General features: G+C 68.2%; 22 protein-coding genes and 1 tRNA gene. 6 read left to right on the top strand and 17 right to left on the bottom strand.

Translation table 11 applies throughout. The annotated features are described in order from the left end of the window. The first annotated feature begins 44 nt into the window (after positions 1–44). Positions 45–1,046 carry a tyrosine-type recombinase/integrase gene (locus E3T34_RS00975; protein ID WP_166785811.1) on the top strand — a complete coding sequence of 334 codons (1,002 nt, stop codon included), beginning with the start codon at positions 45–47 and terminating at the stop codon, positions 1,044–1,046. Beyond that, on the top strand, positions 1,043–2,968 hold the full coding sequence (locus E3T34_RS00970; protein ID WP_134341865.1) for a hypothetical protein: 1,926 nt from the start codon (positions 1,043–1,045) through the stop codon (positions 2,966–2,968). Before E3T34_RS00975 ends, E3T34_RS00970 begins: the two co-directional genes overlap by 4 nt. 234 nt (positions 2,969–3,202) lie before the next feature. Here E3T34_RS00970 and E3T34_RS00965 read toward each other — a convergent pair. Continuing rightward, positions 3,203–3,279, bottom strand: a tRNA-Pro gene (locus E3T34_RS00965). Positions 3,280–3,619: 340 nt separating this feature from the next. Here E3T34_RS00965 and E3T34_RS00960 point away from each other — a divergent pair. After that, the gene (locus tag E3T34_RS00960) at positions 3,620–3,955 is read left to right on the top strand and encodes a hypothetical protein (RefSeq protein ID WP_134341864.1); all 336 of its coding nucleotides are present in this window, start codon (positions 3,620–3,622) and stop codon (positions 3,953–3,955) included. Between the two features lie 38 nt (positions 3,956–3,993). On the opposite strand, the gene der is transcribed toward E3T34_RS00960, so the two are convergent. Genes der through E3T34_RS00925 form a run of 7 tightly spaced genes read right to left on the bottom strand, consistent with a single transcriptional unit; the run spans position 3,994 to position 10,464 of the window. Beyond that, positions 3,994–5,511: a ribosome biogenesis GTPase Der gene (der, locus tag E3T34_RS00955; RefSeq protein WP_134341863.1), complete on the bottom strand. Its 1,518-nt coding sequence runs from the start codon at positions 5,509–5,511 to the stop codon at positions 3,994–3,996. Next, positions 5,508–6,194, bottom strand: coding sequence for a (d)CMP kinase (gene cmk, locus E3T34_RS00950; RefSeq protein ID WP_134341862.1), 687 nt, complete (start codon positions 6,192–6,194; stop codon positions 5,508–5,510). Before cmk ends, der begins: the two co-directional genes overlap by 4 nt. Before the next feature lie 2 nt (positions 6,195–6,196). Further along, positions 6,197–7,279 (bottom strand): prephenate dehydrogenase, encoded by a 1,083-nt coding sequence (locus E3T34_RS00945; protein WP_134341861.1) that lies wholly within the window; start codon positions 7,277–7,279, stop codon positions 6,197–6,199. Between the two features lie 19 nt (positions 7,280–7,298). Then, positions 7,299–8,096 carry a pseudouridine synthase gene (locus E3T34_RS00940; protein ID WP_104100394.1) on the bottom strand — a complete coding sequence of 266 codons (798 nt, stop codon included), beginning with the start codon at positions 8,094–8,096 and terminating at the stop codon, positions 7,299–7,301. Then, on the bottom strand, positions 8,093–8,707 hold the full coding sequence (locus E3T34_RS00935) for an SMC-Scp complex subunit ScpB (RefSeq protein ID WP_134341860.1): 615 nt from the start codon (positions 8,705–8,707) through the stop codon (positions 8,093–8,095). Before E3T34_RS00935 ends, E3T34_RS00940 begins: the two co-directional genes overlap by 4 nt. Before the next feature lie 43 nt (positions 8,708–8,750). Beyond that, entirely contained in the window at positions 8,751–9,560 is an 810-nt protein-coding gene (locus E3T34_RS00930) for a ScpA family protein (RefSeq protein WP_134341859.1), read from the bottom strand. Beyond that, positions 9,544–10,464: a ParA family protein gene (locus E3T34_RS00925; RefSeq protein ID WP_369827950.1), complete on the bottom strand. Its 921-nt coding sequence runs from the start codon at positions 10,462–10,464 to the stop codon at positions 9,544–9,546. Before E3T34_RS00925 ends, E3T34_RS00930 begins: the two co-directional genes overlap by 17 nt. 174 nt (positions 10,465–10,638) lie before the next feature. On the opposite strand from E3T34_RS00925, the gene E3T34_RS00920 reads away from it, so the two are divergent. Both E3T34_RS00920 and E3T34_RS16090 read left to right on the top strand, forming a co-directional pair. Then, the gene (locus E3T34_RS00920) at positions 10,639–11,910 is read left to right on the top strand and encodes a glycosyltransferase (protein ID WP_241977305.1); all 1,272 of its coding nucleotides are present in this window, start codon (positions 10,639–10,641) and stop codon (positions 11,908–11,910) included. After that, positions 11,907–12,749 (top strand): PIG-L family deacetylase, encoded by an 843-nt coding sequence (locus E3T34_RS16090; protein WP_134341858.1) that lies wholly within the window; start codon positions 11,907–11,909, stop codon positions 12,747–12,749. Before E3T34_RS00920 ends, E3T34_RS16090 begins: the two co-directional genes overlap by 4 nt. 793 nt (positions 12,750–13,542) lie before the next feature. On the opposite strand, the gene xerD is transcribed toward E3T34_RS16090, so the two are convergent. The 9 genes from xerD to E3T34_RS00870 form a co-directional block, all read right to left on the bottom strand. Beyond that, a complete protein-coding gene (gene xerD, locus E3T34_RS00905) occupies positions 13,543–14,565 on the bottom strand; it encodes a site-specific tyrosine recombinase XerD (RefSeq protein WP_277874729.1) in 1,023 nt (340 codons plus the stop codon). Positions 14,566–14,632: 67 nt separating this feature from the next. Further along, positions 14,633–15,256, bottom strand: a complete 624-nt coding sequence (locus E3T34_RS00900) for an NUDIX hydrolase (RefSeq protein WP_174721921.1) — start codon at positions 15,254–15,256, stop codon at positions 14,633–14,635. 84 nt (positions 15,257–15,340) lie between these two features. Further along, entirely contained in the window at positions 15,341–17,062 is a 1,722-nt protein-coding gene (locus tag E3T34_RS00895; protein ID WP_134341855.1) for a CTP synthase, read from the bottom strand. A gap of 11 nt (positions 17,063–17,073) precedes the next feature. Further along, positions 17,074–18,771, bottom strand: coding sequence for a DNA repair protein RecN (gene recN / locus E3T34_RS00890; protein ID WP_134341854.1), 1,698 nt, complete (start codon positions 18,769–18,771; stop codon positions 17,074–17,076). A 9-nt stretch (positions 18,772–18,780) separates the two neighbouring features. Then, a complete protein-coding gene (locus E3T34_RS00885) occupies positions 18,781–19,701 on the bottom strand; it encodes an NAD kinase (RefSeq protein WP_104100385.1) in 921 nt (306 codons plus the stop codon). Next, positions 19,698–20,504, bottom strand: a complete 807-nt coding sequence (locus tag E3T34_RS00880) for a TlyA family RNA methyltransferase (RefSeq protein WP_134341968.1) — start codon at positions 20,502–20,504, stop codon at positions 19,698–19,700. The genes E3T34_RS00885 and E3T34_RS00880 overlap by 4 nt, the downstream gene beginning before the upstream one ends. Positions 20,505–20,599: 95 nt before the next feature. Continuing rightward, positions 20,600–20,770 carry a hypothetical protein gene (locus tag E3T34_RS15630; protein WP_158250237.1) on the bottom strand — a complete coding sequence of 57 codons (171 nt, stop codon included), beginning with the start codon at positions 20,768–20,770 and terminating at the stop codon, positions 20,600–20,602. Between the two features lie 10 nt (positions 20,771–20,780). Next, positions 20,781–21,812, bottom strand: a complete 1,032-nt coding sequence (locus E3T34_RS00875) for an HAD-IIA family hydrolase (protein ID WP_134341853.1) — start codon at positions 21,810–21,812, stop codon at positions 20,781–20,783. Continuing rightward, positions 21,787–22,662 carry a hypothetical protein gene (locus tag E3T34_RS00870; RefSeq protein ID WP_241977304.1) on the bottom strand — a complete coding sequence of 292 codons (876 nt, stop codon included), beginning with the start codon at positions 22,660–22,662 and terminating at the stop codon, positions 21,787–21,789. The genes E3T34_RS00875 and E3T34_RS00870 overlap by 26 nt, the downstream gene beginning before the upstream one ends. Between E3T34_RS00870 and E3T34_RS00865 the strand changes: the two genes are divergently transcribed. Next, positions 22,627–23,664: a hypothetical protein gene (locus tag E3T34_RS00865; RefSeq protein WP_134341852.1), complete on the top strand. Its 1,038-nt coding sequence runs from the start codon at positions 22,627–22,629 to the stop codon at positions 23,662–23,664. The two genes, E3T34_RS00870 and E3T34_RS00865, sit on opposite strands and share 36 nt — an antisense overlap. The last annotated feature ends 499 nt before the right edge of the window (positions 23,665–24,163 follow it).

Below are 24,163 nucleotides of genomic sequence, written 5' to 3'. Positions count from 1 at the left end.
AAATCCGCTGCTGGCCCCGAAAATCCGCCGCACACACACTCTGGGTGACTACAAAAAACCGACTCAACGACAAATTCCTCACCGACTCCCAGGCCTACGCCCACCTCCGCGCCCTGGACCCAGAACTTCCCGACCACGTGTGGCACGTCATCATCCGCTACCGGCCGCAACTCTCGGCCTTGCAGTGGGACGCGGTGCGGGAGTTCACGATCGTGAACGCCATCCGGATGCAACCCCGCACCTTCGAGACGGTCCGGCGGCTGATGACGATGTCCGCCCGGTTCAACGCCTGGGTGTGGACCTCAACGGGTACCACGCTCACCGTCGAGCGCGTGTACACGCAGAACCTCATCTACCGGTATCTGCAGGAACGTCTTCCCAAGCATTCCAAAGCCCACCGGTGGGGTCTCGTGCGCCAGCTCGGAACCATTGCCGAAACCCTGGCCGACACCGACGTCACACGTCTTCCTTCACTGCATCGCAATCCCAGCCGCCGCCCGTTCACCAGCGCTGAGGTCGCGTCCATGCACACCTGGGCGGCGAGCCTCACCACAGCGTTGAAACGACGAAACGCGCAGGCGCTCCTCGGACTCGCCGGCGGTGCGGGGCTGCGCACGGACGAGATCATCGACATGCGTATTGGCGACGTCGATGTTATCGACGGCCGAGTCTTCGTGAACATCCCCGGCAGGCACGCGCGCCAGGTTCCGGTTCGGAACCCGTGGAGCCGCACGCTGTTGCGCAGCCTGGCCGGGCGCACGGATCCCGACGAATACATCTTCCGCGCCTACCGCCTCGAAGAATACCGGCCCCGCGCCATCCAAACGTTCCTGACCGACCATCCCTGCAAGGTTCGGGCCACGGTGTCGCGGCTTCGTTCAACCTGGGTCGTCACCCAAATCGACAACGGCCTCCCCCTGTCGATACTCATGGCCATTGCCGGTTTCAGCACGAGCACCAGCCTCCACGACCACCTCCTGCACGCGCGCCGCTTCAAGGTCGCGGACTACGTCGGCCTGATTATCGGCGAAGAGGTCGCCCGATGAGCGCCGGCGACATCGACTATGACCTCACGGGGCATGACCCCGACCTCGGGGGGATGACAAAGGCCGAGGTCATGGGACGTGGCCGTGTCCCCGAACTCATCGATCACGAGCTCGTGGCCTTAATGGCAGGCCGCGTCCTCAAGACGGGAGTCCTGGAGCGATTGAACCAATGGCGAGCCGAAGACTCACCACCACTGAGCATTGGTGGGCGCCCTGCACTCATTTCCGATCTGGCGATTCTCACGGGCATGCTGCTACTCGCCAAGGAAGGCACGGCGATACTGCTCACCTGCCTGCGTGACCTGTTGATGAAGCGACTCAGTGATACCTCCCGAGAACTCCTCGGGGTCGAATCGTATTCGACCGACTTCATCGGGCATCATTCCGTCCACGATCGTTGGTACGCCAACACCGCCCGTGCCTTCCAGCGAATTAACGACCTGACGGACCCCTATCCGCAGGAACGCCGCCGGGCAAAGACTCATACGGAGATTCAACAGATCCTCCTGTCGCACGATGCCCAGCTCGCCGACAAGAAGAAGGCCCGACTCGACGAATTCACGAAACTGTTCCTGGTGATGACGTTCAACGAACAGTCCCGCCCCATCAAACGCGCCTCGAACAAGATAGACATCTCCCTGGACCAGACCTTCATTGGCACTCCGACGAAGAAGGGGTACTCGCGCAAGAACCTGCGCAAGCGAATTGCAGAGGAAGCGCTAGTCGAGGGTACTGGCACCCTCACGCGAGGCCCCGTGGACGCGTTCGCCGGATGGCACGTCAAGAGCGGCGACCGCACCGATGCTCTGAGGGGTAAGGCGGACCTCACCGCCCCTGATGGAAAGAAACCGTCCACAAACTATGCCTGGGGATGGGAAGCGAACATTGCCGTCCGCGTGGACGCCAGTCATCCAGGGAAGAAACGCTTCCCTGCACTGGCCATCGCTGCGACCCTGAGTATGCCCAACGTGGGCGTATCCGAGGAAGCCGTTTCCCTAATGCAGGCAGCGAAGGCCACCGGGTTGGAACCCGGAGTCGCCGATGCAGATAAGCAGTATTTCGCCAATGCGCTCGTCGAGCGACTTCACAACCCCGCAATCAATGCGGGCTTCACCCCTTCGACGGACTACCGAGTCGACCGGCTCGGAGCCCGAGGCGGAGACCACGGAGCCCTCTACATAGAGGGTGGAACATACTGCCCCGCAACCCCCGCACCGTTGCAGAATGCAACGAAGGAACTTCTGGGCGCGGTCATCGATACCGAGACCTACCGCGCACGAATCAAGAGCAGAAAGGCATTCCAGCTCCACCAGAAAGAGAGGCCCGACGCGAAGGGCCGCGCCGTCCTGCGCTGCCCCGCCCTGGGCCCGAGCCCGACCGTCACGTGCCCGTTGCGCGAGCTGCTGAAAACCGTCGCTGACAAGGTCCGCCCGGCCGTCGACGGCGAGAACCTCCCCGACGTGCCCGACTCGATCTGCCAGAAGCACTCAGTCTCCTTCGACACAGCCAGGAACCGACGCGACGCCCAGGCGTTCGAGTACGGCACCAAAGAATGGGACGAATTCCACACACACGCCCGCAACTCCATCGAATCGCTCAACAACCAAGTGAAAAGTGGCGGAACCGAAGACATCCAATCCGCCAATCGACGCCGCGTCCGCGGATTCGGTGCGGCACAGATCATCGTCACCATGCTGCTGACGAACTACAACCTGCGCAAGATCGCAGCATTCATGAGCGACAAGATCAGAGCCGAAGCGAAGCAGAACGCCCAAGGCGAACCTGCCATCGCCACCATCCGGGCCAGAGACCGCCTGTGGCACAATGCCTACACGGACACCTACCCGGCCGGGGTAACGCGCCCGGACAAGGTCAAACAGATTGCGTCCGACGAGACCGGCGGACCACCGCTCAGGACCTAATCGTCCGACCTAGGACCCACTACCGCCCGAGAGGGCAAAACCCCCAGCATTCGAGACAATCCGGCGCGCGTAAAAACGGTCAAAACTGCCTGACTTACTTAGCTGCAGAAGAATTCACTGCCACGAACAGCCGCAAGATCCACTTAAACCAGAAATCGCTCCTGAGAAGCCTCAGGAGCGATTTCTTTTGGTTCCGACCGGACCGTTTCGTGAACAGTTTCGCAAACGGCCCTTTGGTCGGGCTGACAGGATTTGAACCTGCGACCCCTTGACCCCCAGTCAAGTGCGCTACCAAGCTGCGCCACAGCCCGCCGCTCTTGCGACGATTCCAACGAACAGAATCAGCGGGAGACAACTTGAATATTGTACCGCGTCTGGGAACCACTCGCGCACCGTCTGCGGCCGCGGAGGGAAAGTCGCGGTGCTGAACCGAGCACGGGCGACCGACGCAGTGGCACAGCGACGGCGCGGGCGGAGCGTGAGTGAATGCCAACAGACAGCGAGACCAGGGTCGAAGCCGCCGCATCCGTGTTGCGGGAAGACGTGAGCCAGGTGTTCGCCGCCCGCGGCGACTAGGCACGATGCTGGTGCCAGTACTTCAAGCTACCGAACCGGGAGTTCCAGAAGGCCACAGCGCAAGCATGCGCCGGGATGCTGCGGGAGCAGGTGCAGGCCAGCGCGCCCGGGCCGGGCGTCATCGCGTTTCTCGACGGAGAGCCGGTCGGTTGGTGCGCGGTTGAGCCGAAGCCGGCGTATTCGCGGCTGCAACGGGCGAAGGTGGTCACCGTGGGCAGCCGGCAGAAGCCTGACGACGCATCCGTGTGGCCGGTCACGTGCTTCGTGGTGCGGGTCGGAATCGGCGGCGCGGAGTTGCGGCGGCGCGGCTGTGCGCGGCTGTCGCCCAGGCCCGCGGCGCGGGTGCGGAAAGGCCGGGTCGTGATGGAGCTGGTGGCTCAGACGACCGAAAAGGCCCCGTCCGGGAGATGAGACATCTCCCGGACGGGGCCTTGTGACGCGCGGAGCGGCTAGCGCTTGCGCTTCTCGCGCACGCGCATGCTGATGTTGATCGGGCTTCCCTCGAAGCCGTAAACCTCGCGCAGGCGACGCTGGATGTAGCGACGGTAGCCCGGGTCGAGGAACCCGGTGGTGAAAATGACGAAGGTCGGCGGGCGGCTCGACGCCTGGGTGCCGAACAGGATGCGGGGCTGCTTGCCGCTGCGCACGGGGTGCGGGTGCGACGCGGCCAGCTCGGCGAGGAACGCGTTGAACTTGCCGGTGGCGATGCGGGTGTCCCAGGCTTCGAGAGCGGTCTCGAGGGCCGGAACGAGCTTCTCCATGTGGCGGCCGGTTTTGGCCGAGATGTTCACCCGCGGCGCCCAGGAAACGTGCGCCAGGTCCTGCTCGATCTCACGTTCCAGGTAGCGACGACGGTCGTCATCGATCTGGTCCCACTTGTTGAAGGCCAGCACGAGGGCGCGACCGGATTCGAGCACCAGGTCGATCACGCGCACGTCCTGCTCGCTGATCACCTCGGTCACGTCGATCAGGACCACGGCCACCTCGGCCTTTTCGAGGGCGGCGCTGGTGCGCAGTGAGGCGTAGAAGTCGGCGCCCTGCGAGAGGTGCACGCGACGACGGATGCCGGCCGTGTCGACAAAGCGCCACACCCTGCCGCCGAGCTCAACCTGCTCGTCGACGGGGTCGCGCGTGGTGCCGGCGAGCTCGTTGACGACAACGCGCTCCTCGCCGACGACCTTGTTCAGAAGGCTCGACTTGCCCACGTTCGGTCGGCCGAGGATCGCGACGCGGCGCGGTCCGCCGACTTCCTGCTTGGCGACGGCGGAGATCTCGGGGAGTTCCTCGAGGATCGCGTCGAGCAGGTCGGCGACGCCGCGGCCGTGCAGGGCCGAGACAGGCCAGGGCTGGCCGAGGCCGAGCGCCCAGAGGCTCGCGGCCTCCGGCTCCTGGCGGATGTCGTCGACCTTGTTGGCGACGAGGAAGACGGGCTTGCCGGCCTTGCGCAGCAGGCGCACGACGGCCTCGTCGGTGGAGGTCGGTCCCACGTTGGCGTCGACGACGAACATGACGACGTCGCAAAGTTCGATGGCCAGCTCGGCCTGCGCGGCGACGGATGCGTCGATGCCCTTGGCGTCGGGCTCCCAGCCGCCGGTGTCGACGAGGCTGAAGCGGCGTTCGTGCCATTCACCCTTGTAGGTGACGCGGTCGCGGGTCACCCCGGGGGTGTCCTCCACGACGGCCTCACGGCGGCCGAGGATGCGGTTCACGAGCGCGGACTTGCCCACGTTCGGGCGGCCGACGATGGCGATGACCGGCAGGGCCGGCAGGTATTGGATGGCGTCGGGGTCTTCCGTCACCGTGTCAAGAACATCGAAGTCCTCGTCCGCGAGGTCGTACTCGTTCAATCCGGAGCGGAGGGCGGCGGCGCGCTGCGTCACCAGGTCGTCGTCGAGATCGTCCAGGCGCGTCACCAGTTCGGTGTCGGGGTCGGGGATCGTGTCGTCGAAGTCGTTGTTGTTGGTCATGCGATGGCCTCGCGGTAGGTATTGATGACGTCGAGGACCGCGTCAATGGTCTGTTCGAAGTCGAGATGGGTGGAGTCGACGGTGGTCACACCGTCTGCGGCGCTCATGAATTCGACAACCTGTGAGTCAGCGCGATCCCTCGATCGCAGCTGCTCCGCCACGGTTTCAGTCGATTGGGTCGATATTTCCGCAGAGCGCCTAGTCATTCTAGCCTCCTCGGAAGCCGTGAGCAGTATGCGGATCTCGGCGGTGGGGGCGACCACGGTGGTGATGTCCCGGCCCTCGATCACGATTCCGGTGCGCTTGGAGCTTGCCGCGATGGCGCGAAACAGCTCCGTCAGGTGCGTGCGCACCTCCGGGATGCGGGCCACGGAGCTGACGATGGCGGAGACGGCGGGGTCGCGGATCGCGTCGGTGACATCCGCCCGGCCGACCCGAACGACGTGCTCGTCGGGGGCGATGCCGATGGAGTAGTCGAAGTCGCCCAGGGCGGCCACGACGGCGTCGGTGTGCTCCGGGTCGATGCCCCGGTCGCTGACGAACCAGGCGAAGGCCCGGTACGCGGCGCCCGTATCGAGGTAGTCGAAGCCGATGCGCCTGGCGGCGGCGCGGCTGACGCTGGACTTGCCGCTGCCGGCCGGCCCGTCGATGGCGACGATGTGGGGGCTTGAGTGACGACCCATGATTAACCAGCAATCCGCCAGCCGCGGGCGGCCAGCTCTTCGGTGAGGCGACCAACGGCCTCAGGGAGTACAGAAATTTCGGCCAGGCCCAGTTGGGCGCCCGGTGAGTGCTCGAGGCGGAGGTCTTCGAGGTTGACCCCGACCTCGCCGACCTCGTTGAGGAGTCGGGCAAGCTGCCCGGGGGTGTCGTCGACCATCACGCTGAGCGACACGAAGCGGCGGTCCTGGCCGTGCTTGCCGGGCAGGCGGGCCACCCCGGCGTTGCCGCCGGCGAGTTCCTCGGCCACCTTGCGGCGCGCGCCCGGTGCGGCGGGGGCTTCCAAGGCGTCGATGAAGCGGTCGAGGTCGTTGCGGTAGGCAAGCAGGATGTCCCGCACGGGTTCGGCGTTCGCGCCGAGGATCTGCACCCACAGCTCGGGGTCGCTGGCCGCGACGCGGGTCACGTCGCGCAGACCCTGGCCGGCGAGGTTCAGGGCCGAGCCGGCGGCATCCGTCAACCGGCGCGCCATGATCGTGGAGACGACCTGCGGCACATGGGAGATGAGCGCCACCGCACTGTCGTGCTCCTCGGGGCTCATCTCGACCAGGATCGCACCGAGGTCGAGGATCAGGTCGTCGATCGCGGTGGCCTGCTGGTAGCTGATCGCGTCGTGCGCGGCCACCACCCAGGGGCGGCCGACGAAGAGGTCGGCGCGGCCGGCGAGGGGTCCCCCGCGTTCGCGGCCGGCCATCGGGTGACCGCCGATGTAGCGGGACACGTCCGCCCCCAGCGCGCGCAGCTCCTGCAGCGGGGCGAGCTTGACGCTCGCGACATCCGTCACGATCGCCTGCGGGTGGGCGGATAGCTCGCGCGCGACGATCTCGGCCGTCACGTCGGGCGGCACGCACACCACGATCAGCTGCGGCAGGTCGCCGGCAGTGGCGGCGCGGCCGGCGCCGTAGTCGACGGCGATGCTGAGGTTGGTCGGCGACGCGTCGGCGAGGATGACGTCGATGCCGCGCGCGCGGAGGCCCAGGCCGATGCTGGTGCCGAGCAGGCCGGTGCCCACGACGCGCACGGGCCCGATCAGGCGAGATTCAACCACTGGAACTCCTGACCTGGGCCTAGATCTTGGTTTCGGCCCGCGACACGGTGAGCAGCTGCCCGAGTTCGACCTTGGTCAGGTCGCGCACGGCGCCCACGCGCAGTGTGCCGAGGTGCAGCGGGCCGAACTGGCGGCGCACGAGGTCGACGACGGGGTGGCCGACGGACTCCATCATGCGGCGCACGATGCGGTTGCGGCCGGAGTGCAGGGTGAGCTCGACCAGGCTGAAGCCGTCGCCGGGAGGGCTGGTCAGGATGCGCGCCTTGTCGGCGGAGATGGGCCCGTCGTCGAGTTCGATGCCGCTCTGCAGCAGCTGGATGGTCTGCGCCGACACGCGGCCCTCGACCTTGGCGATGTAGGTCTTCAAGACCCCGAACGACGGATGCGCGAGCACGTGCGCGAGATCGCCGTCGTTGGTCAGGATCAGCAGGCCGCTCGTCATCGCGTCGAGGCGGCCCACGTTGAACAGGCGCTCCTCGAACTGGTCGGTGAACTCGCGCAGGTCGGGGCGTCCACTCTCGTCCTGCATCGACGAGACGACGCCGACGGGCTTGTTCAGCATCACGTAGCGGCGGCTGGTGTCCAGCTGCACGGCTACGTTGTCGACCATGATCAGGTCGGAGTCGGGGTGGATCCGGCGGCCCAGTTCGGTGACGACCTTGCCGTTCACGCGCACGCGGCCGGCGGCGATCATCTCCTCGGAGACCCGTCGGGACGCGACGCCCGCGGAGGCCATGACCTTCTGCAGGCGCACGCCGTCGGCGGCGGCCTCGAGATTGGTGGGTGTCCCCTGAATCCCCTGGTTGTCGGTTGTCATGGCAATTCCTCAAATCCGTTCGCGCCGTCATTGAGCAACGGCGATAGGTATGGCAACTCGTCGAGCGAGTTGATTCCGAGCTGGGCTAGCAGAAGGTCTGTGGTGCCGTAATTGATCGCACCGGTCTCACTGTCGGTGAACGCTTCGGTGATCAGACCGCGGCCGAGCAGTGTGCGCACGACCGAATCCACATTAACGGCACGAATCGAGGCTACAGCCCCGCGGCTGATCGGTTGCTTGTAGGCGATCACGGCGAGAGTCTCCAGGGCCGCCTGCGAAAGCCGGCTCGGGTTCTGGGTGACCACGAAGTCGGCCACGGTCACATCGTGCTCGGGCCGCACGTAGATGCGCCAGCCGCCGGCCACCTCGCGCAGCTCGAAGCCGCGGCGCACGGTGCCGGCGAGGCCGTCGAAGTCGGCCACGAGCCGGGCGACGGATGCGCGCACCTCGCCCAGCGTGGCGTCGACGGCCGCGGCGAGCTGCAGTAGCCCCTGCGGTTCGTCGGCGACCATCAGGATGGCCTCGAGGGTGCGCTCGAGCGGGGGGCGCGGGGCATCCGTGCCCTCTGTGTTTTCTGTGTTCTCTGCTGCGGGGGCGGTTTCACTGCTCATAGTCGTGTCACTGCTCATAGTCGCGTCACTGCCCATAGTCGTGTCAATGCTCATAGTCGGCTCCGAGGTTGGCGAGGGTGTCATCGGTCCAGGTCTCGGCACTCCAGTGCAGGCTGAGGTCGCCGAGCGGCACGAGCTGGTCGAAAGAGATGGCGTCGAGGCGGTACAGCTCGAGCACGGCCAGGAAACGGGCGATCACGACGCCCTTCACCTCGGCGCTCACGATCAGCTCGCGGAACGTGAGCGTGTCGGCGGCGCGCAGCATCCGTACCACGTAGGCCGCCTGTTCACGGATGCTGACCAGCGGCGCGTGCAGGTGGTCGAGCCCCACGCCGGGCAGAACCCGCGGAGTGAGTGCGAGGGCGGCCAGGGCGGCGAAGTCGCCGAGGGAGAGAGTCCAGACCAGGTCGGGAGTCTGGCGGCGGAATTTCTCCTCCAGCCGCACCGCCCGCACGTGCCGGGTGGACTCGGCGTCGAGCCGGCCCTGGAACCAGGCGCTCGCGCTCTTGAAGGCCCGGTACTGCAGTAGCCGGGCGAACAGCAGGTCGCGGGCCTCGAGCAGAGCCACGTCTTCGGCGTCGACAAGCTCACCCTGCGGCAGCAGCCCGACGACCTTGAGGTCGAGCAGGGTGGCAGCGACCACCAGGAATTCGGTGGCCTGGTCGAGCTCTTCGTCCTGGTCGAGGCCGCGCAGGTAGGCGATGAACTCGTCGGTGACCCGGCTCAGGGAGATCTCGGTGATGTCGAGTTCGTGCTTGCCGATCAGGGACAGGAGCAGGTCGAACGGACCCTCGAAGTTGCCGAGGGCGACCGAAAACGACTTCGGTGCGTCCGCGTCAGGCGACGGCGCCACGCTGGATCAGTTCCCGCGCCGCCTGCTTGTAGGCCTTGGCGGCCGCGTGCTCGGGTGCGAATTCGGTGATCGGGACGCCGGCGACGCTCGCGTCGGGGAACTTGACCGTGCGGCCGATGACCGTCTCGAGCACACTGTCGCCGAACGCGTCGACGACCCTCTCGAGCACCTCGCGGGAGTGCAGGGTGCGGGAGTCGAACATGGTGGCCAGGATGCCGTCGAGTTCGATGGCCGGGTTGAGCCGGTCACGCACCTTGTCGATGGTCTCGATCAGGAGCGCCACACCGCGGAGGGCGAAAAACTCGCACTCGAGCGGAATGAGCACGCCGTGGCTGGCCGTGAGCGCGTTGACGGTGAGGATACCCAGCGACGGCTGGCAGTCGATCAGGATGACGTCGTAGTCGCCGGAGATCTTGCGCAGCACGCGGGCCAGGATCTGCTCGCGGGCGACCTCGTTGACGAGGTGCACCTCCGCGGCGGACAGGTCGATGTTGGCCGGGATGATGTCGAGGTTGTGCACCGACGTCTTCTGGATGGCGTCGTGCGGGCTGACCGAGCCGCTCAGCAGCAGGTCGTAGATGGTGGTGACGTCGTGGGTGGGCACACCGAGACCGGCGGAGAGGGCGCCTTGCGGGTCGAAGTCGATGGCCAGCACGCGGCGGCCGTAGCCGGCGAGGGCGGCACCCAGGTTGATGGTGGTCGTCGTCTTGCCGACGCCGCCCTTCTGGTTGCACAGCGAAATGATGCGCGCTGGGCCATGACTGGGCAGAACCGCGGGTTCGTCGAAGTCGCGCTTGGGTCGCCCGGTCGCACCGACCGGTACCTCGTCTAAACCGGAAAGTCGTGTCCGGTCATCCTGCTTGCGCGCCACTGAGATGCCCTCGATCCGTCTTACACCTGTCACTGTCCCCACTGTAGCGATCGGATCGGGCATGTTGCCGCACGGATCGCCGAAAACCGCAGGTCTGCCGCGTGAACCCGGCGTGTCTCGGCCTGTCATCGGCCTGTCATCGGTCCGTCATCGGTCTCTGATCTGTGGAACCGGGTGAGTCACAGGCTCTTGCGTTAAGATTTTCAAGTGCCTCAGCCATTTACGCCCCTCCGAATCGCGCTCGTTTGCCTGCACACGTCCCCGGGAGCTGAGCCGGGCTCGGGTGACGCCGGGGGCATGAACGTGGTCGTGCGGCACCAGGCGGAGGCTCTCGCCTCCGCCGGCCACCACGTCGATATCCTCACCCGTCGCTCCTCCCCCGGGTCGGAGACGATGCAGTTGAGCCCCGGAGTGACGCTCCGCTTTCTCGAGGCCGGACCGGCCCGTCCCGTGCCGAAGGGCGACCACGAGGAGTTCATCGAGGCGTTCCGCGTGCAGATGGATGCGCTGGGACCCTACGACGTCATCCACTCGCACCATTGGTTTTCGGGTATGGCGGCGCTCCCGCTCGCGCGCCGCCGGGGCATCCCGCACGTGCAGAGCTTCCACAGCATCGCGGCCGACGCGTCGACGCCGTTGTCGGCCGGCGAACGCCCCGAGTCCCCCGGGCGTATGGCCGGCGAGGCCTGGCTGGCGCAGGAGTCGGATGCCCTGGTCGCAATCAGCGAGTCCGAGGCCGACACCATCGTGCAGCGGCTCGGCGGTGCGCCCGAACGCATCTCGATCGTGCTGCCGGGGGTGGACGGGATTCTGTTCCGGCCCACGGACATCCGGAGTGTCGGTGCCGCCGCGGTTGGGGCTGCCGAACTTTCTGGACCGATCGACATCCGCGGGTACGCGATCGTCGCGGGGCGCCTGCAGCCGCTGAAGGGCCTCGACCTCGCGATCGAGGCGATCGCGGCCGTGCCGGAGCCGATCCGGCCCGAACTCGTGATCGCCGGCGACGCGTCAGCCGACTACGACGGCTATATCGACGAGCTTCGGTCCCTCGCGGCCCGGCACGGAATCGAACGCAACGTGCGTTTCGTGGGTCCGCAGTCCCGCGTGGACCTGGCCCTGCTGCTGAGCGGCGCCCGGGTCGTGCTCGTACCCTCGCACTCTGAAACGTATGGGCTCGTGGCGCTGGAAGCGGCCGCGAGCGGTGTTCCCGTCGTCGCCGCGGCGGCCGGCGGACTGCGCGAGGCGGTGCTCGACGGCGACACCGGCGTGGTGCTGGACTCGCGCGATCCGAAGGTCTGGGCCGGCGCGCTCACGCAGATTCTCTCGAACCCCGCGTTCGCCCGGCGTCTGTCGCTCGCCGCGCGCGAGCGGGCCGAGCACCTGGACTGGCCGCGGTCGGCAGAAGGCCTCGTGACCGTGTACCGGTCGCTGGTGCGCCCCGGTGCCGGCGACCGCCGCCCCTCGCTGCTCAGCGCGTGAGTCTGCTGGACGGTGTTCCCACTGTTCTGTTCGTGCACGCTCATCCCGATGACGAAACCATTGCGACGGGTGCGCTGATTGCGGAAGTGGCGGCCCGGGGCATCCGGGTGTCGTTGCTGACCGCCACGCGCGGCGAGCAAGGCGAGGTCGTGCGCGGGCCGCTGTCGGTGCTCGAGGGCACGGATGCGCTCACCCGGGAACGCGAGCGGGAGCTCGCCTGCGCCGCGGCGGCCCTCGGCATCGGTTTCGCGGATCGGTTCTGGCTGGGCACGCCGCCCGCGCGCGCCGCGGGCCTCGCGCCGCGCGCGTACCGGGACTCGGGCATGACCTGGATTCGTCCGGGGCTGGCCGGGCCGGCCGACGACATCGACGGCGACGCCCTGGTGCGGGCGCCCCTGGCCGAAGTGACCGCGGATGTGGCCGCGCTGATCGGGCAGCTTCGGCCTGCCCTCGTGATCAGCTACGACAACGGTGGCGGGTACGGGCATCCGGATCACGTGCGCATGCATGAAGCGGCGCTGGCCGGCAGCCGGGCGGCGGAGGTCGCGTTTGCCGAGGTGGTGCAGGTGGGGGTGGATGGAGCCACATCGGGTGCGGGTGCGGGTGCGGGTGCGGGTGCGGGTGCGGGTGCGGGTGCGGGTGCGGGTGCGGGTGCGGGTGCGGGTGCGGGTGCGGGTGCGGCCGAGTGGTTCGACCTGTCGGCGCACCTCGCGACGGTCACTGCTGCCCTGCGCTGCCACGCGAGCCAGCTCACCGTCGACGAGGGCGGTGGCCACATCGTGCACTCCGGCGGGCAGCGCGAGCCGATCATCACTGTGGTGGGGCTGCGCCTGCTCTGAGGTCGGCCGCACCGACGTGCGCCCGTCTGCGGGATCTGCACTGGCTTCCGCTGGTCAGCCGCCGGCCTGGTGTGTAACCCCTCGTGCATAACTCCTGCAAATCCTGCGGAATAGGCCCGAAAACACGGTGGAACCGGCTCCCGGCAGCCAAATTGCAGGAGTTATGCCAGGGACGGCGCCGAGACTCCGACGGGTGACGACGCGGGTGACGACGCGGGTGACGACGCGGGTGACGACGCGGGTGACGACGCGGGTGACGGATGCCCCGCGCGGCGGACCCGGCCGCAACTGTTGCCGTTCCGGACAATTGTTGCCGGTACGCGGGCAACAGTTGTCCGGAACGGCAACAGTTAGGCGGGGTTTGGCTACGCATCCCGGACCGGCGGGGCCGCCGCAGCCCAGAGCGGGGGCGGCTCTCGACAGCCGGCGTCACGTAACCTCGGGGATAATCGCGACACGCCGCATTCGGTGGCCGCTCGGCCGGCGGGTTCCGAAAAACTCCGAAGCTAGCGACGGTGACGGATGCCGACGGGCGGGTTCGAGGGCCAGGTCACCGGGTTTCGGGAGGCTCAACCACCGGCGGGGCCGCCGCAGCCGCGAGCGTGGGCGGCTCTCGGCATCCGTCGTCACGTAACTTCGGAAAACACGCGAGACGCAGCCTTCGGTGGCCGCTCGAACGGAATGTCCCGGAAAGCTCAAACGTCAGCGGCGCGCGGCGGCCCCGGCCGCCACTGTTGCCGTTCCGGACAGTTGTTGCCGGTACACGGGCAACAGTTGTCCGAAACGGGAACAGTCAGGCGGGGTTGAGCTCGTCCAGGACCGGCGGGGGCTCAACCACCACCGTGGGTGACTCAACCAACGGGGGGACGGAACGGGACACCCGCGCCCGCGGATGCGCCGTCGTGTACATGTCGCGCAGGGTATCCGCGGTGACGAGCGTGTAGATCTGGGTGGTGGCCACCGAGGAGTGGCCGAGCAACTCCTGCACCACGCGCACATCGGCCCCGCCCTCGAGCAGGTGCGTCGCGAAGGAGTGCCGCAGCGTGTGCGGCGAAACATGCCCCTCGAGGCCGGCGCGTTCGGCCGCAGCCCGGATGATCAACCACGCGTTCTGCCGGCTGAGCCTCTTGCCGCGAAGGCCCAGGAACAGGGCCGGCGTCGCCGGTCCACGGGCGGAGAGCAGCGGTCTCCCCCGCACCAGAAACGTGTCGATGGCCGCGCGCGCGTAACTGCCGACCGGCACGATGCGCTGTTTGTCGCCCTTGCCGGTGAGGCGCACCACCTCGGGGTCGAGCACATCGTCCACATTGAGGTTGACCACCTCCGAGACGCGGGCGCCCGTGGCGTAGAGCAGCTCGAGCAGCGCCTTGTCGCGCAGGTTGTGCACCTCGTCGCCGTCCGTCGCCGCGAGCAACAGCGTGACCTGCTCGATCGAAATTGCCTTGGGCAGCCGGGTGCCGAGCTTGGGCGGCTTGGACTCGTGGGCGACATCGGTGTCGACCACGCCCTCCTCGAGCAGAAATCGGTGAAACCCGCGCACGGTCGAGAGGATGCGCGCGATCGACGCCGCGGTCAGCGGCGACTCCTCGCGGGATCCCAAGAACCGCACGTAGTCGGAGACGTGCTGCCGGGTGACGTCGGCAAGTCCGGTCAACCCGACCGCGGCAAGCCACCGGCTGTAGATGGCCAGGTCACGCCGGTAGGCGGACACCGTATTGGTGCTCAGGCCGCGCTCGATCGCGACGTGCCGCAGATACGAGTCCACGGCCGCCGCGACGACCCCACCGGCAACTCCCGGTGCAGGCGGACCGCCCAAACCCGCGACGCCCCGGCCAGCAGGAACACCAGCCGCACCGCTCACACCACCAGACGAGGCCAACCGGTCACACCGTGTGGTCCCAATTGACCGGATGCCGCGGCCACGGCTCATCCGCCGCCCCGAGGGTGCTCCAGCCGCGCGCGCGGGCTGCCTGGGCGGCGAGCACCCCGATCACCAGCGACGGGTTCTGCACCCGGCGGGCCAGCACGGCATCGACGCAGTCATCAAGCGGCACCCAGCGCACCTCGATGTCGGCTTCCTCCTCGGTGCGCTCGAAGATCTCCGGAGCCGCGGCGAGGCCGCGCGCCAGGTAGATGCGGATGACCTCATTGCTGCCGCCGGGCGAGGTGGCGAACTCACCGAGCACATTCCACTCGGTGGCGACGAGGTCGGTCTCCTCGGCCAGCTCGCGCTGCGCTCCGACGAGTGGATGCTCGCCGTCTTCGTCGAGCAACCCGGCCGGCAGCTCCCAGTCGCGCGTGCGCACGGGGTGCCGGTACTGCTTGATCAGCAGCACCTGGTTGTGCTCGTCGAGGGCGAGGATCGCCACGGCGCCCGGGTGGTCCAGGTACTCGCGATTGATGCGGGAGCCGTTATAGCCGAAGGTGTCGCGGCGGACACCCCACACCTTGCCGTCGAAAACGATCGCGCTGTCCGAGACCGCCGCGAAGGCCGGCTCATCCGCCAGCGGGGCGGAGGCCGATTCGCCGGACTTCTCGGCGGTCACAGGAGCGGTCACGTTGGCGGCGGGCACAGACGGGTGGGTCACGGCTCAGGCTTCTTCCTTGGCTTCGACCTCGAACAGGCGGCTGGCCTGCTGGCGGTCCAGGGCCGCGCTGATCAGGCCGCGGAACAACGGATGCGCGTGGCTGGGCCGGCTGCGCAGCTCCGGGTGCGCCTGCGTGCCCACGTAGAACGGGTGCTCCTCGCGCTTCAGCTCGACGTACTCGACCAGGTGGCGGTCGGGTGAGGTGCCCGAGAACCACAGTCCGGCATCCGCGATCTGAGAGCGGAACGCGTTGTTGACCTCGTAGCGGTGGCGGTGACGTTCGGACGCCTCGGAGGCACCGTAGAGCTCGGCCACGATGGATCCCTCGGCCAGAACGGCCGGGTAGAGACCCAGGCGCATGGTGCCACCCAGGTCGCCGCCCGCGATGATCTCGACCTGCTCTTCCATGGTCGCGACCACCGGGAACTCGGTGTCCTCGTCGAACTCCGAGGAGGATGCGCCGGTGAGGCCGGCCTTGTTGCGGGCGTATTCGATGACCATGCACTGCAGGCCAAGGCAGAGGCCGAGCACGGGGATGCCGTTCTCGCGGGCGAACTTGAGGGCGCCGAGCTTGCCCTCGATGCCGCGCACGCCGAAGCCGCCGGGAACGCAGATGCCGTCGAGCTCACCGAGCAGGCGGTTCGCGCCCTCCTCGGTCTCGCAGTCGTCGGAGGCGATCCAGGTGACTTGGACCCTGGTCTGGTTGGCGAATCCGCCGGCGCGCAGCGCTTCGGTGACCGACAGGTAGGCGTCGGGCAGGTCGATGTACTTGCCGACCAGCCCGATGGTGACGGTGTGCTGGGGCTCGCGCACGGCGTCGAGCACCTTCTGCCAACCGGTCCAGTCCACGCTGGTGACGGGCAGGCCGAGGCGGTCGGTGATGTACTTGTCCAGGCCCTGCTCGTGCAGCATGGTGGGGATCTCGTAAATGCTCGGCACGTCGACCGCGTTGACCACGGCGTCTTCGTCGACGTCGCACATCAGCGCGATCTTGCGCTTGTTCGAGTCGGAGACGGGCCGGTCGCTGCGCAGCACGAGCGCATCCGGCTGGATGCCGATGGAACGCAGGGCGGCGACGGAGTGCTGGGTGGGCTTGGTCTTCTGCTCCCCCGCGGCGCCGAGGAACGGCACCAGCGAGACGTGCACGAAGAAGACGTTGTTGCGGCCGAGTTCGTGGCGCACCTGGCGTGCCGCCTCGAGGAACGGCTGGGACTCGATGTCGCCGACCGTGCCGCCGATCTCGGAGATGATCACGTCGGGGCGCAGCTCGTCGCTGGCCTGCAGGCGCATGCGGCGCTTGATCTCGTCGGTGATGTGCGGGATGACCTGCACGGTGTCGCCGAGGTACTCGCCGCGGCGTTCCTTGGCGATCACCTGCGAGTAGACCTGACCGGTCGTGACGTTCGCGGCCTGGTTGAGGTTGATGTCGAGGAACCGTTCGTAGTGTCCGATGTCCAGGTCGGTCTCAGCACCGTCGTCGGTCACGAAGACCTCGCCGTGCTGGAACGGGTTCATCGTGCCGGGGTCCACGTTGAGATAGGGGTCGAGCTTCTGCATGACCACGCGGAGACCGCTGGCCGTGAGGAGATTGCCGAGGCTTGCCGCCGTCAGGCCCTTGCCCAAAGAAGAAACGACACCACCGGTCACAAAAATGTGTCGTGTCGTGTCGTTGCGTACTAATGCGTCCGTGCTTTTATTTTCCACCACGGGCTTCGACTCTAGCATTGAGGGCTGACCTATCGGTTGGCGCGGGCGAGGTTCATGAGCTCCCGGGCATGTTCGAGTCCGCTCGCGGAATCGGGCAGGCCGGAGAGCAGGCGGGCCATTTCGGCGGCACGCTCGTCGCCGTTCAGCTGGCGCACGCTGCTGGCGGTGACGGAGCCGTCGCTGTCCTTGACGACGCTGAGGTGGTTGCCGGCGAACGCGGCCACCTGGGCAAGGTGGGTGACCACGATAACCTGGGCGGTTTCGGCGAGCCGGGCCAGCCGGCGGCCGATCTCGATCGCCGCGGCGCCGCCCACGCCGGCGTCGACCTCGTCGAAGACGAAGGTCGGCACCGGGTCGGCCTGGTTGATGACGACCTCGATCGCAAGCATCACCCGGGACAGTTCGCCACCGGAGGCCCCGCGCGCCAGCGACCGTGGCTCCGCCCCCGCGTGCGGGCGCAGGAGAATCTTCACGAGGTCGCGTCCGGTGGCGGTGATCTCGGCCCGGCCGTCGACCTCGACCAGCAGCGACGCGTTCGGCATGGCCAGGGCGGCCAGTTCGGCTGTGACGGCCGCACCCAGGGCCTCTGCGGCAGCGCGACGGATGCCGGTGAGCTGGTCGGCGAGGCCGTCAGTCGACTGGCGTGCGGCATCCGTTTCGGTGCGGAGCGTGTCTATGCGGTCGGAGTCGCTGTCGAGTTCGAGCAGACGGGCACTGCCGGTGTCGAGAAAGTCGATGGCCTCGTCAAGGCCGCCCGCGTACTTGCGGGCCAGGCCGGTGAGCTCCGAGCGGCGCTCCTGCACGACCTCGAGTTCGCGGGCGCCATCGGCGTCGAGGCCGGCCAGGTAGCTGGAGAGCTGCGCGGCGATGTCGGCAACCAGGAAGCCGGCGTTCGCGAGTGCCTCGGCAAGGGGCGGCAGGGCCGGGTCGTGCTCCCCGGCCCGTTCGAGCTGGCGCCGGGCGGACTCGAGCAGGGCGACAGCGTCGGGCATCTCGTCGGGGTTCTCCTCCGCCGAGAGCAACTCCCGGGCCTGGGCGGCCGCGATGCGCAGCTCCTCGAGGTTGCCGAGGCGTTCGGCGCGTTCGCTGAGCGACTCGTCTTCGCCGCGCTGGGGGGCGACGAGTTCGATCTCGTCGATGGCGGCGCGCAGCGTGTCGGCCTCGCGGGCGCGCTGGTCCTGCTCGTCGACGAGTCGGTCGAGCTCACTCTGAAGGCCCTGCCAGCGGTAGTAGGCCCTCTGGAACAGGTCGAGGGTTTCGGCGAGCGTCGGCCCGGCGAAGCGGTCCAGGGCTGCAGCCTGGGCGACGGCCGAACGCAGACGCACCTGGTCGGACTGGCCGTGCACGACCACGAGGTCGCCGCCGAGGTCGCTGAGCACGCCGGCCGGGGCGCTACGCCCGCCGACCACGGCCCGGCTGCGTCCTTCCGCGGACACCGAGCGGCTGAGGATGAGTTCGGGGCCGTCGAGGTCTCCCCCGGCGTCCCGCACGCGGGTCGCGACGGTGCCGTCGGCGGGGATCAGCCAGCGGCCCTCCACCCAGCTCTGCGACTGGCCCTGGCGCACGAGACCGGGATCGGCACGCTGACCGAGCAGCAGGCCGAGGGCGGTGACGACCATGGTTTTGCCGGCGCCGGTCTCGCCCGTCACGGCGGTGAAGCCGGGGCCGAGCGGCAGGGTGGCCTCGGCAATGACACCGAGGTCACGGATGACGAGCTCCTCGATCATGCGGAACGCCTATTCACGGCCGACCGGGCCTCTCCAGCCCGTGACGGGCAGGTTGAATTTGTTGACCAGTCGGTCGGTGAACGGGCCGCTGTGCAGGCGGGCCAGCCGAACGGGAATCGGTGAACGGCGCACGATCACACGGGAGCCCGGCGGCAGGTCGTGCACGCGGCGACCGTCGGCGCAGAGCACCGCGGCCCCGCCGGTGCGAGCGAGCACCTCCACGGCGAGCGACGAGTCCGGGCCCACGACGAGCGGGCGGGCGAAGAGGGCGTGAGCGCTGAGCGGCACCAGCAGCAGCGCGTCGAGCGTCGGCCAGACGATCGGGCCGCCGCCCGAGAAGGCGTAGGCGGTGGAGCCCGTGGGCGTGGACATGACCACGCCGTCGCAACCGAAGGAGGAGAGCGGGCGGCCGTCGACCTCGATGACGACCTCGAGCATCCGTTCACGGCTGGATTTCTCGACTGTGGCCTCGTTCAACGCCCAGGTCTCGTAGATCACCTCATCGCCGAGCTTGACCCGAACGGCGAGGGCCATGCGTTCCTCGACCAGGTAGTCGCGCAGCAGAGCCCGGCGCACGGCCTCACCGAGGTCGTCGCGCTCGCTCTCGGCGAGGAAACCTACGTGGCCGAGGTTGATGCCGAGCAATGGGGCCGAACAGCCGCGCACGACTTCGGCGGCACGCAGGATGGTGCCGTCGCCGCCGAGCACGATCACGAGTTCGAGTTCGGTGGTCGCGACGCACTCGTGCAGGATCGCGATCTGGTCGTCGAGGTCCGGGCAGTGCGCGAGCAGGTCGGCGCGCTCGTTGCGGGCCAGCACCGGCACGGCTCCGGCGGCCAGCAGCTGCTGGCAGACGGTGACGGCGGCCTCGAGGGAATCCGTGCGGCCGGTGTGCGCGACGACGAGGATGTTGCGTGGTGCTGCACTCATTTAGTCACTCCCACCAGCGCCGTTGTGCGTTCGATCCATTCTGTCGGATTGCTGCCGACCGCGCTCGACAGCCAGCACAGGTACTCGCGATTTCCGGCGCCGCCGGCGATGGGCGAGGCGATCAAACCGTTCGTCTTGAGGCCGAGATCCCACGCCGCCCAGAGCACACCGGCAATCGCGTCGGCACGGAGGCCCGGATCGTGCACGACGCCCTCGCGGATGCTGCCCTTGCCGACCTCGAATTGCGGCTTGATCAGCAGCACGAAGTCGGCACCGTCGGCGGCGGACGCCACCAGGGCCGGAAGCACGGTGGTCAGGGAGATGAAGGACAGGTCTCCCACGACCAGGTCCACCCGCTGCGGCACCCCGGAGGCGGCCGCGATCTTCTCGGCCGTGGCGTAGCGCAGGTTGAACCCCTCGACCAGCACGAGTCGCGGCTCGGTCGCCAGCTGGGGGGCCAGTTGCCCGTGCCCCACATCCACCCCGATGACCTGGCCGGCGCCGCGTTCGAGCAGCACCTGGCTGAAGCCGCCCGTGGACACTCCGGCGTCGAGCACCGTGCGGCCCAGGGCCGGAACCGCGAAGGCGTCGAGGGCGGCGATGAGCTTGTGGGCGCCGCGGCTGACGTAGTGGTCGGTGGCCGCCACCTCGATCAGCTGGGTGTCCCGCACCTTGGCGGATGCCTTGACGACGGGCGTGCCGTCGACCGTGACCAGTCCGCCCACGATCAGCTGCGCGGCGACGGTGCGGGACCGGGCCAGACCGCGCTCGGCGACGGCCGAGTCGAGGCGCTGGTGGGGCATCCGCTCGCCGGCAACGCCGGGGTCGCTGGGGTCGCTGGCACTGGTGTCGGGGGCGACGTCATCGGGGGCGCCCATCGGGGTTCCGTCGACGTCGGTCATGGGTGGCTCGCCCGGGGAACGTCTCCACCTTCGAGGTGGCCCCGCAGCCCGTCGTGCTCCTGAACGTACGCGGCGGCGCGCTCCTCGAGGGGCCGGTCTTCGATCGCGGCGAGCCGCGCGGGAAGATCCTGGGTTACGTCGTCCGTCGTCACGTGGGGCTGATTCACCCTCTCCACGTTACCGTCCGAGATACAGTCGCTCCGGAACAGTGAGCCCGTAGATGGGCCGACCGGATGCCCAGATCACGGCGCAGGCGGCGCGGAGCAGGTTGATCGCCCCGTCACCCTCGGCCACGATCGTGACGTCGGCGCCGACAATGCGCACCGTCGCCCCGTTCACCGTGGCGGAGGAGCCGTCCTTGGAGAACACCGTCTGCGGGTAAGGCTCGTGCAGCTGGCGCAGGTCGTCGAGGATATACGTCGGCCGCGACTTGGCGTCGGCGGCCAGGGTCTGCTTGGCCTTGTCGATGCCGGTGAGCACCAGCGCGGCCGGAATGCCGGCCCGGTTCGCGCCGAGGATGTCGGTGTCGAGGCGGTCGCCGATGAACAGGGGCGTCTGCGCCTCGAAGCGGGTGACGGCCTCGGTGAAGATGGCCACCTCGGGCTTGCCGGCCACGATCGGCAGGCGACCGACGGCGCTGTGCACGGCGGAGACGAGGGTGCCGTTGCCGGGCGCGATCCCCCGGGCCACCGGGATGGTCCAGTCGGTGTTCGTGGCGATCCACGGGATCTCCACGCCATCCTCGTTCGGGTGCAGGGCGAACGCGGCCTCGGCCAGGTCCTTCCAGCCGAGGTCGGGCGAGAAGCCCTGGATCACGGCGGCCGGAGCGTCATCCGCCGAGCGGGTGACGACGAAGCCACCCTTTTCAACCTCGGTCAGAAGACCTTCGCCGCCGATCACGAGGATGCGCGAGCCGGCCGGCACCTCATCCGCGAGCAGACGCACGGCGGCCTGCGGTGAGGTTACGACATCCGTCGCCACCGTGTGCAGGCCCAGTTCGGAGAGGTGGTCCGCCACGGACTGGTCGGTGCGGGACGCGTTGTTGGTGAGGTAGCCGACCCGCACAGTTTCCGCCGCACGGTTCAGGCTCTCGACCGCGAACGGGATGGCCGCTGGACCGGCGTAGACCACGCCGTCCAGGTCGGCCAGAACCACGTCGACGCCGGTCAGCGGGGTGACCGCCTCAAGCACGCGGCGACGCCTGAGCATCGTGCTCCGCCTCGTCGGTGGAGTCGTCGGCGTCATTCGCGGACTCTTCGTCGGAGACGTCAGTCGCGTCGTCGTCGTCGGTATCGGTGTCGGTGTCGGTGTCGGTGTCGGTGTCGTCGGACTCCTTCTCGTCGATCTCCTCCTCGTCGATCTCGAGGATCTCCATGGTCTCGTCGAAATCGGTCACGCCGGACACGGCAGCGTCGGCCCGTTCGGCCCGCTCGTTCCACAGTTCGGCCTCGTCGTCGCGGCCCAGCTCGCCGAGAACCTCGGCGTAGGCGGCGAACAGCTCGGCGCTGTAGGAGAACGCGGTCTTCGGGTCCAGCTGCGGGATCTCTAGCTCGCTGAGCGCAGCCTCGGTCTCGCCGAGGTCCAGACGCGCCCCTGACATGGCGATCGCCAGGGCAACCTGAACGGATGCCGGCAGCGAGGCGCGCTCGACGGAGCGTCCCAGCTCGAGCGCCCGGTCCGGGCGGCCCACGCCGCGCTCACTGTCCACCATCAGCGCAAGCTGATCGTTGGAACCGGAGATGCGGCGATAGGTGCGCAGTTCCCGCAGCGCCAGGGCGAAGTCGCCCGTGGCGTAGGCGGTGATCGCGAGGCTCTCGCGCACCACGGCGATCCGGCCGGCACGACGGGCAGCCGACAGGACGTGGCGGTGAGCCAGCTCGGGGTCTTCGTCGATGACGCGGGCGGCCATGGCCAAGTGGCGGCCGACGGCCTCGGCGTTGTCCTTGCTGAGGGTCTTGAGCTCGTTGCGGGCGATCCGGTCGAGGTCCTGCGACGTGATGTCGTCGGGCAGCTCGGGGTCGTCGTGGCGCGGGCGCACCGAACGAAGCTCGCGCTGCATGCGCTGCTCTTCGGTCATCTCCTCTTCGACGACACGGGCATCGCGGTCACCGCGGGCCGGGGCACCGTCACGGGTCCACAGCTTCTTACCGGCGTCTCCGCGCGGAGCTCCAGCACGGTTCGGCGAACCGCCGCGCTGGGTCCAGGGCTTCTCGCCACCCTGCTGCGGGCGATCGCTGCGCTCGGGACGGGCGCCGTCCTTGGCCCAGGGCTTGCGCTCCCCGCCGCCGGAGGAGCGATCGGAGTTGCCCCGGTACGGGGGACGCTCGCCGCCCTGCGGGCGATCGGGATTGCCACGGTACGGGGGACGCTCGCCGCCCTGCGGTCGATCGGGATTGCCCCGGTAGCCACCGGTAGAGGGACGGTCCGAATTGCCACGGTAAGGGGGACGCTCACCCTGCTGCGGACGGTCGGAATTGCCGCGGGAGGAAGGACGCTCACCCTGCTGCGGACGCTCGGAGTTGCCACGGTAAGGAGGACGCTCGCCACCCTGCGGACGTTCAGAGTTGCCCCGATAGCCACCGGTAGATGGACGGTCCGAATTGCCACGGTAAGGAGGACGCTCGCCACCCTGCTGCGGACGCTCGGAGTTGCCACGATAAGGGGGACGCTCGCCACCCTGCTGCGGACGCTCGGAGTTGCCACGATAAGGGGGACGTTCACCATCACGCTGGGGACGGTCAGTATTGCCACGGTAACCACCCGTGGCCGGGCGGTCGGAGTTGCCGCGATAAGGAGGACGCTGACCATCACGCTGCGGACGCTCGGTATCGCCACGGTACGAAGGACGCTCGCCACCGTTGGCCGGACGCTCGGAATTTGCACGGTAACCGCCCGTGGAGGGACGATCGGAGTTCCCGCGGTAGGAAGGACGCTCGCCTCCCTGCTTCGGACGCTCGGAATTACCGCGGTAAGGGGGACGCTCACCGTCACGCTGCGGACGGTCGGACCGGCCCTGGTAACCCCCGTTGGAACGACGATCGTCTCGTCCGCCGTCGCGTGATTCGTTATCGTGCGTTCCTGAAGGGCTCACTATGTCTCCTGTGTAATTTGACCTGCCATTTCGACAGACCTATCAACAGTAACTCAACGCCAAATGACCACCCGTCTGGGAGGCCATTTTGGTTGATTCTGAATCGAGTCCGGCGGTGTCATACCGGGTCGCGGCGAGTGTCCCTCTCCGGTCGAGAGTGGTGGCTCTACCGGGCACTTTCGACCGGAATGAAGACATTCACTCTCGCTCACCACATGGAAGTCACCTCGAGGGGTGGCCAACTGTCGTTGGTGCAGGTGTGCCCTCCCACGGGGTGGTGTGGTTCGTGGCGCAAGGTGTGGAGGTGGACGCACGGTATGGAGGTGGGCGCAGGTAGAGCGTGCGCCGCGGGGCGGCTTGGCCAGGGCCCGTGTGTGTGTGGCTAACTCAGGACATCTGTTGCCCGCAGTAGACGGCCGCCGCGGGTTAGTGCGGCATTGGTGCGGATGCCCGGCACGGCCCGGCTGGA

Origin of the sequence: Cryobacterium sp. TMT1-62 (assembly GCF_004403145.1) — a bacterium.
In the GTDB taxonomy this organism is placed as follows: Bacteria; Actinomycetota; Actinomycetes; order Actinomycetales; family Microbacteriaceae; genus Cryobacterium; species Cryobacterium sandaracinum.
This window is presented reverse-complemented; position numbering and strand designations above follow the sequence as displayed.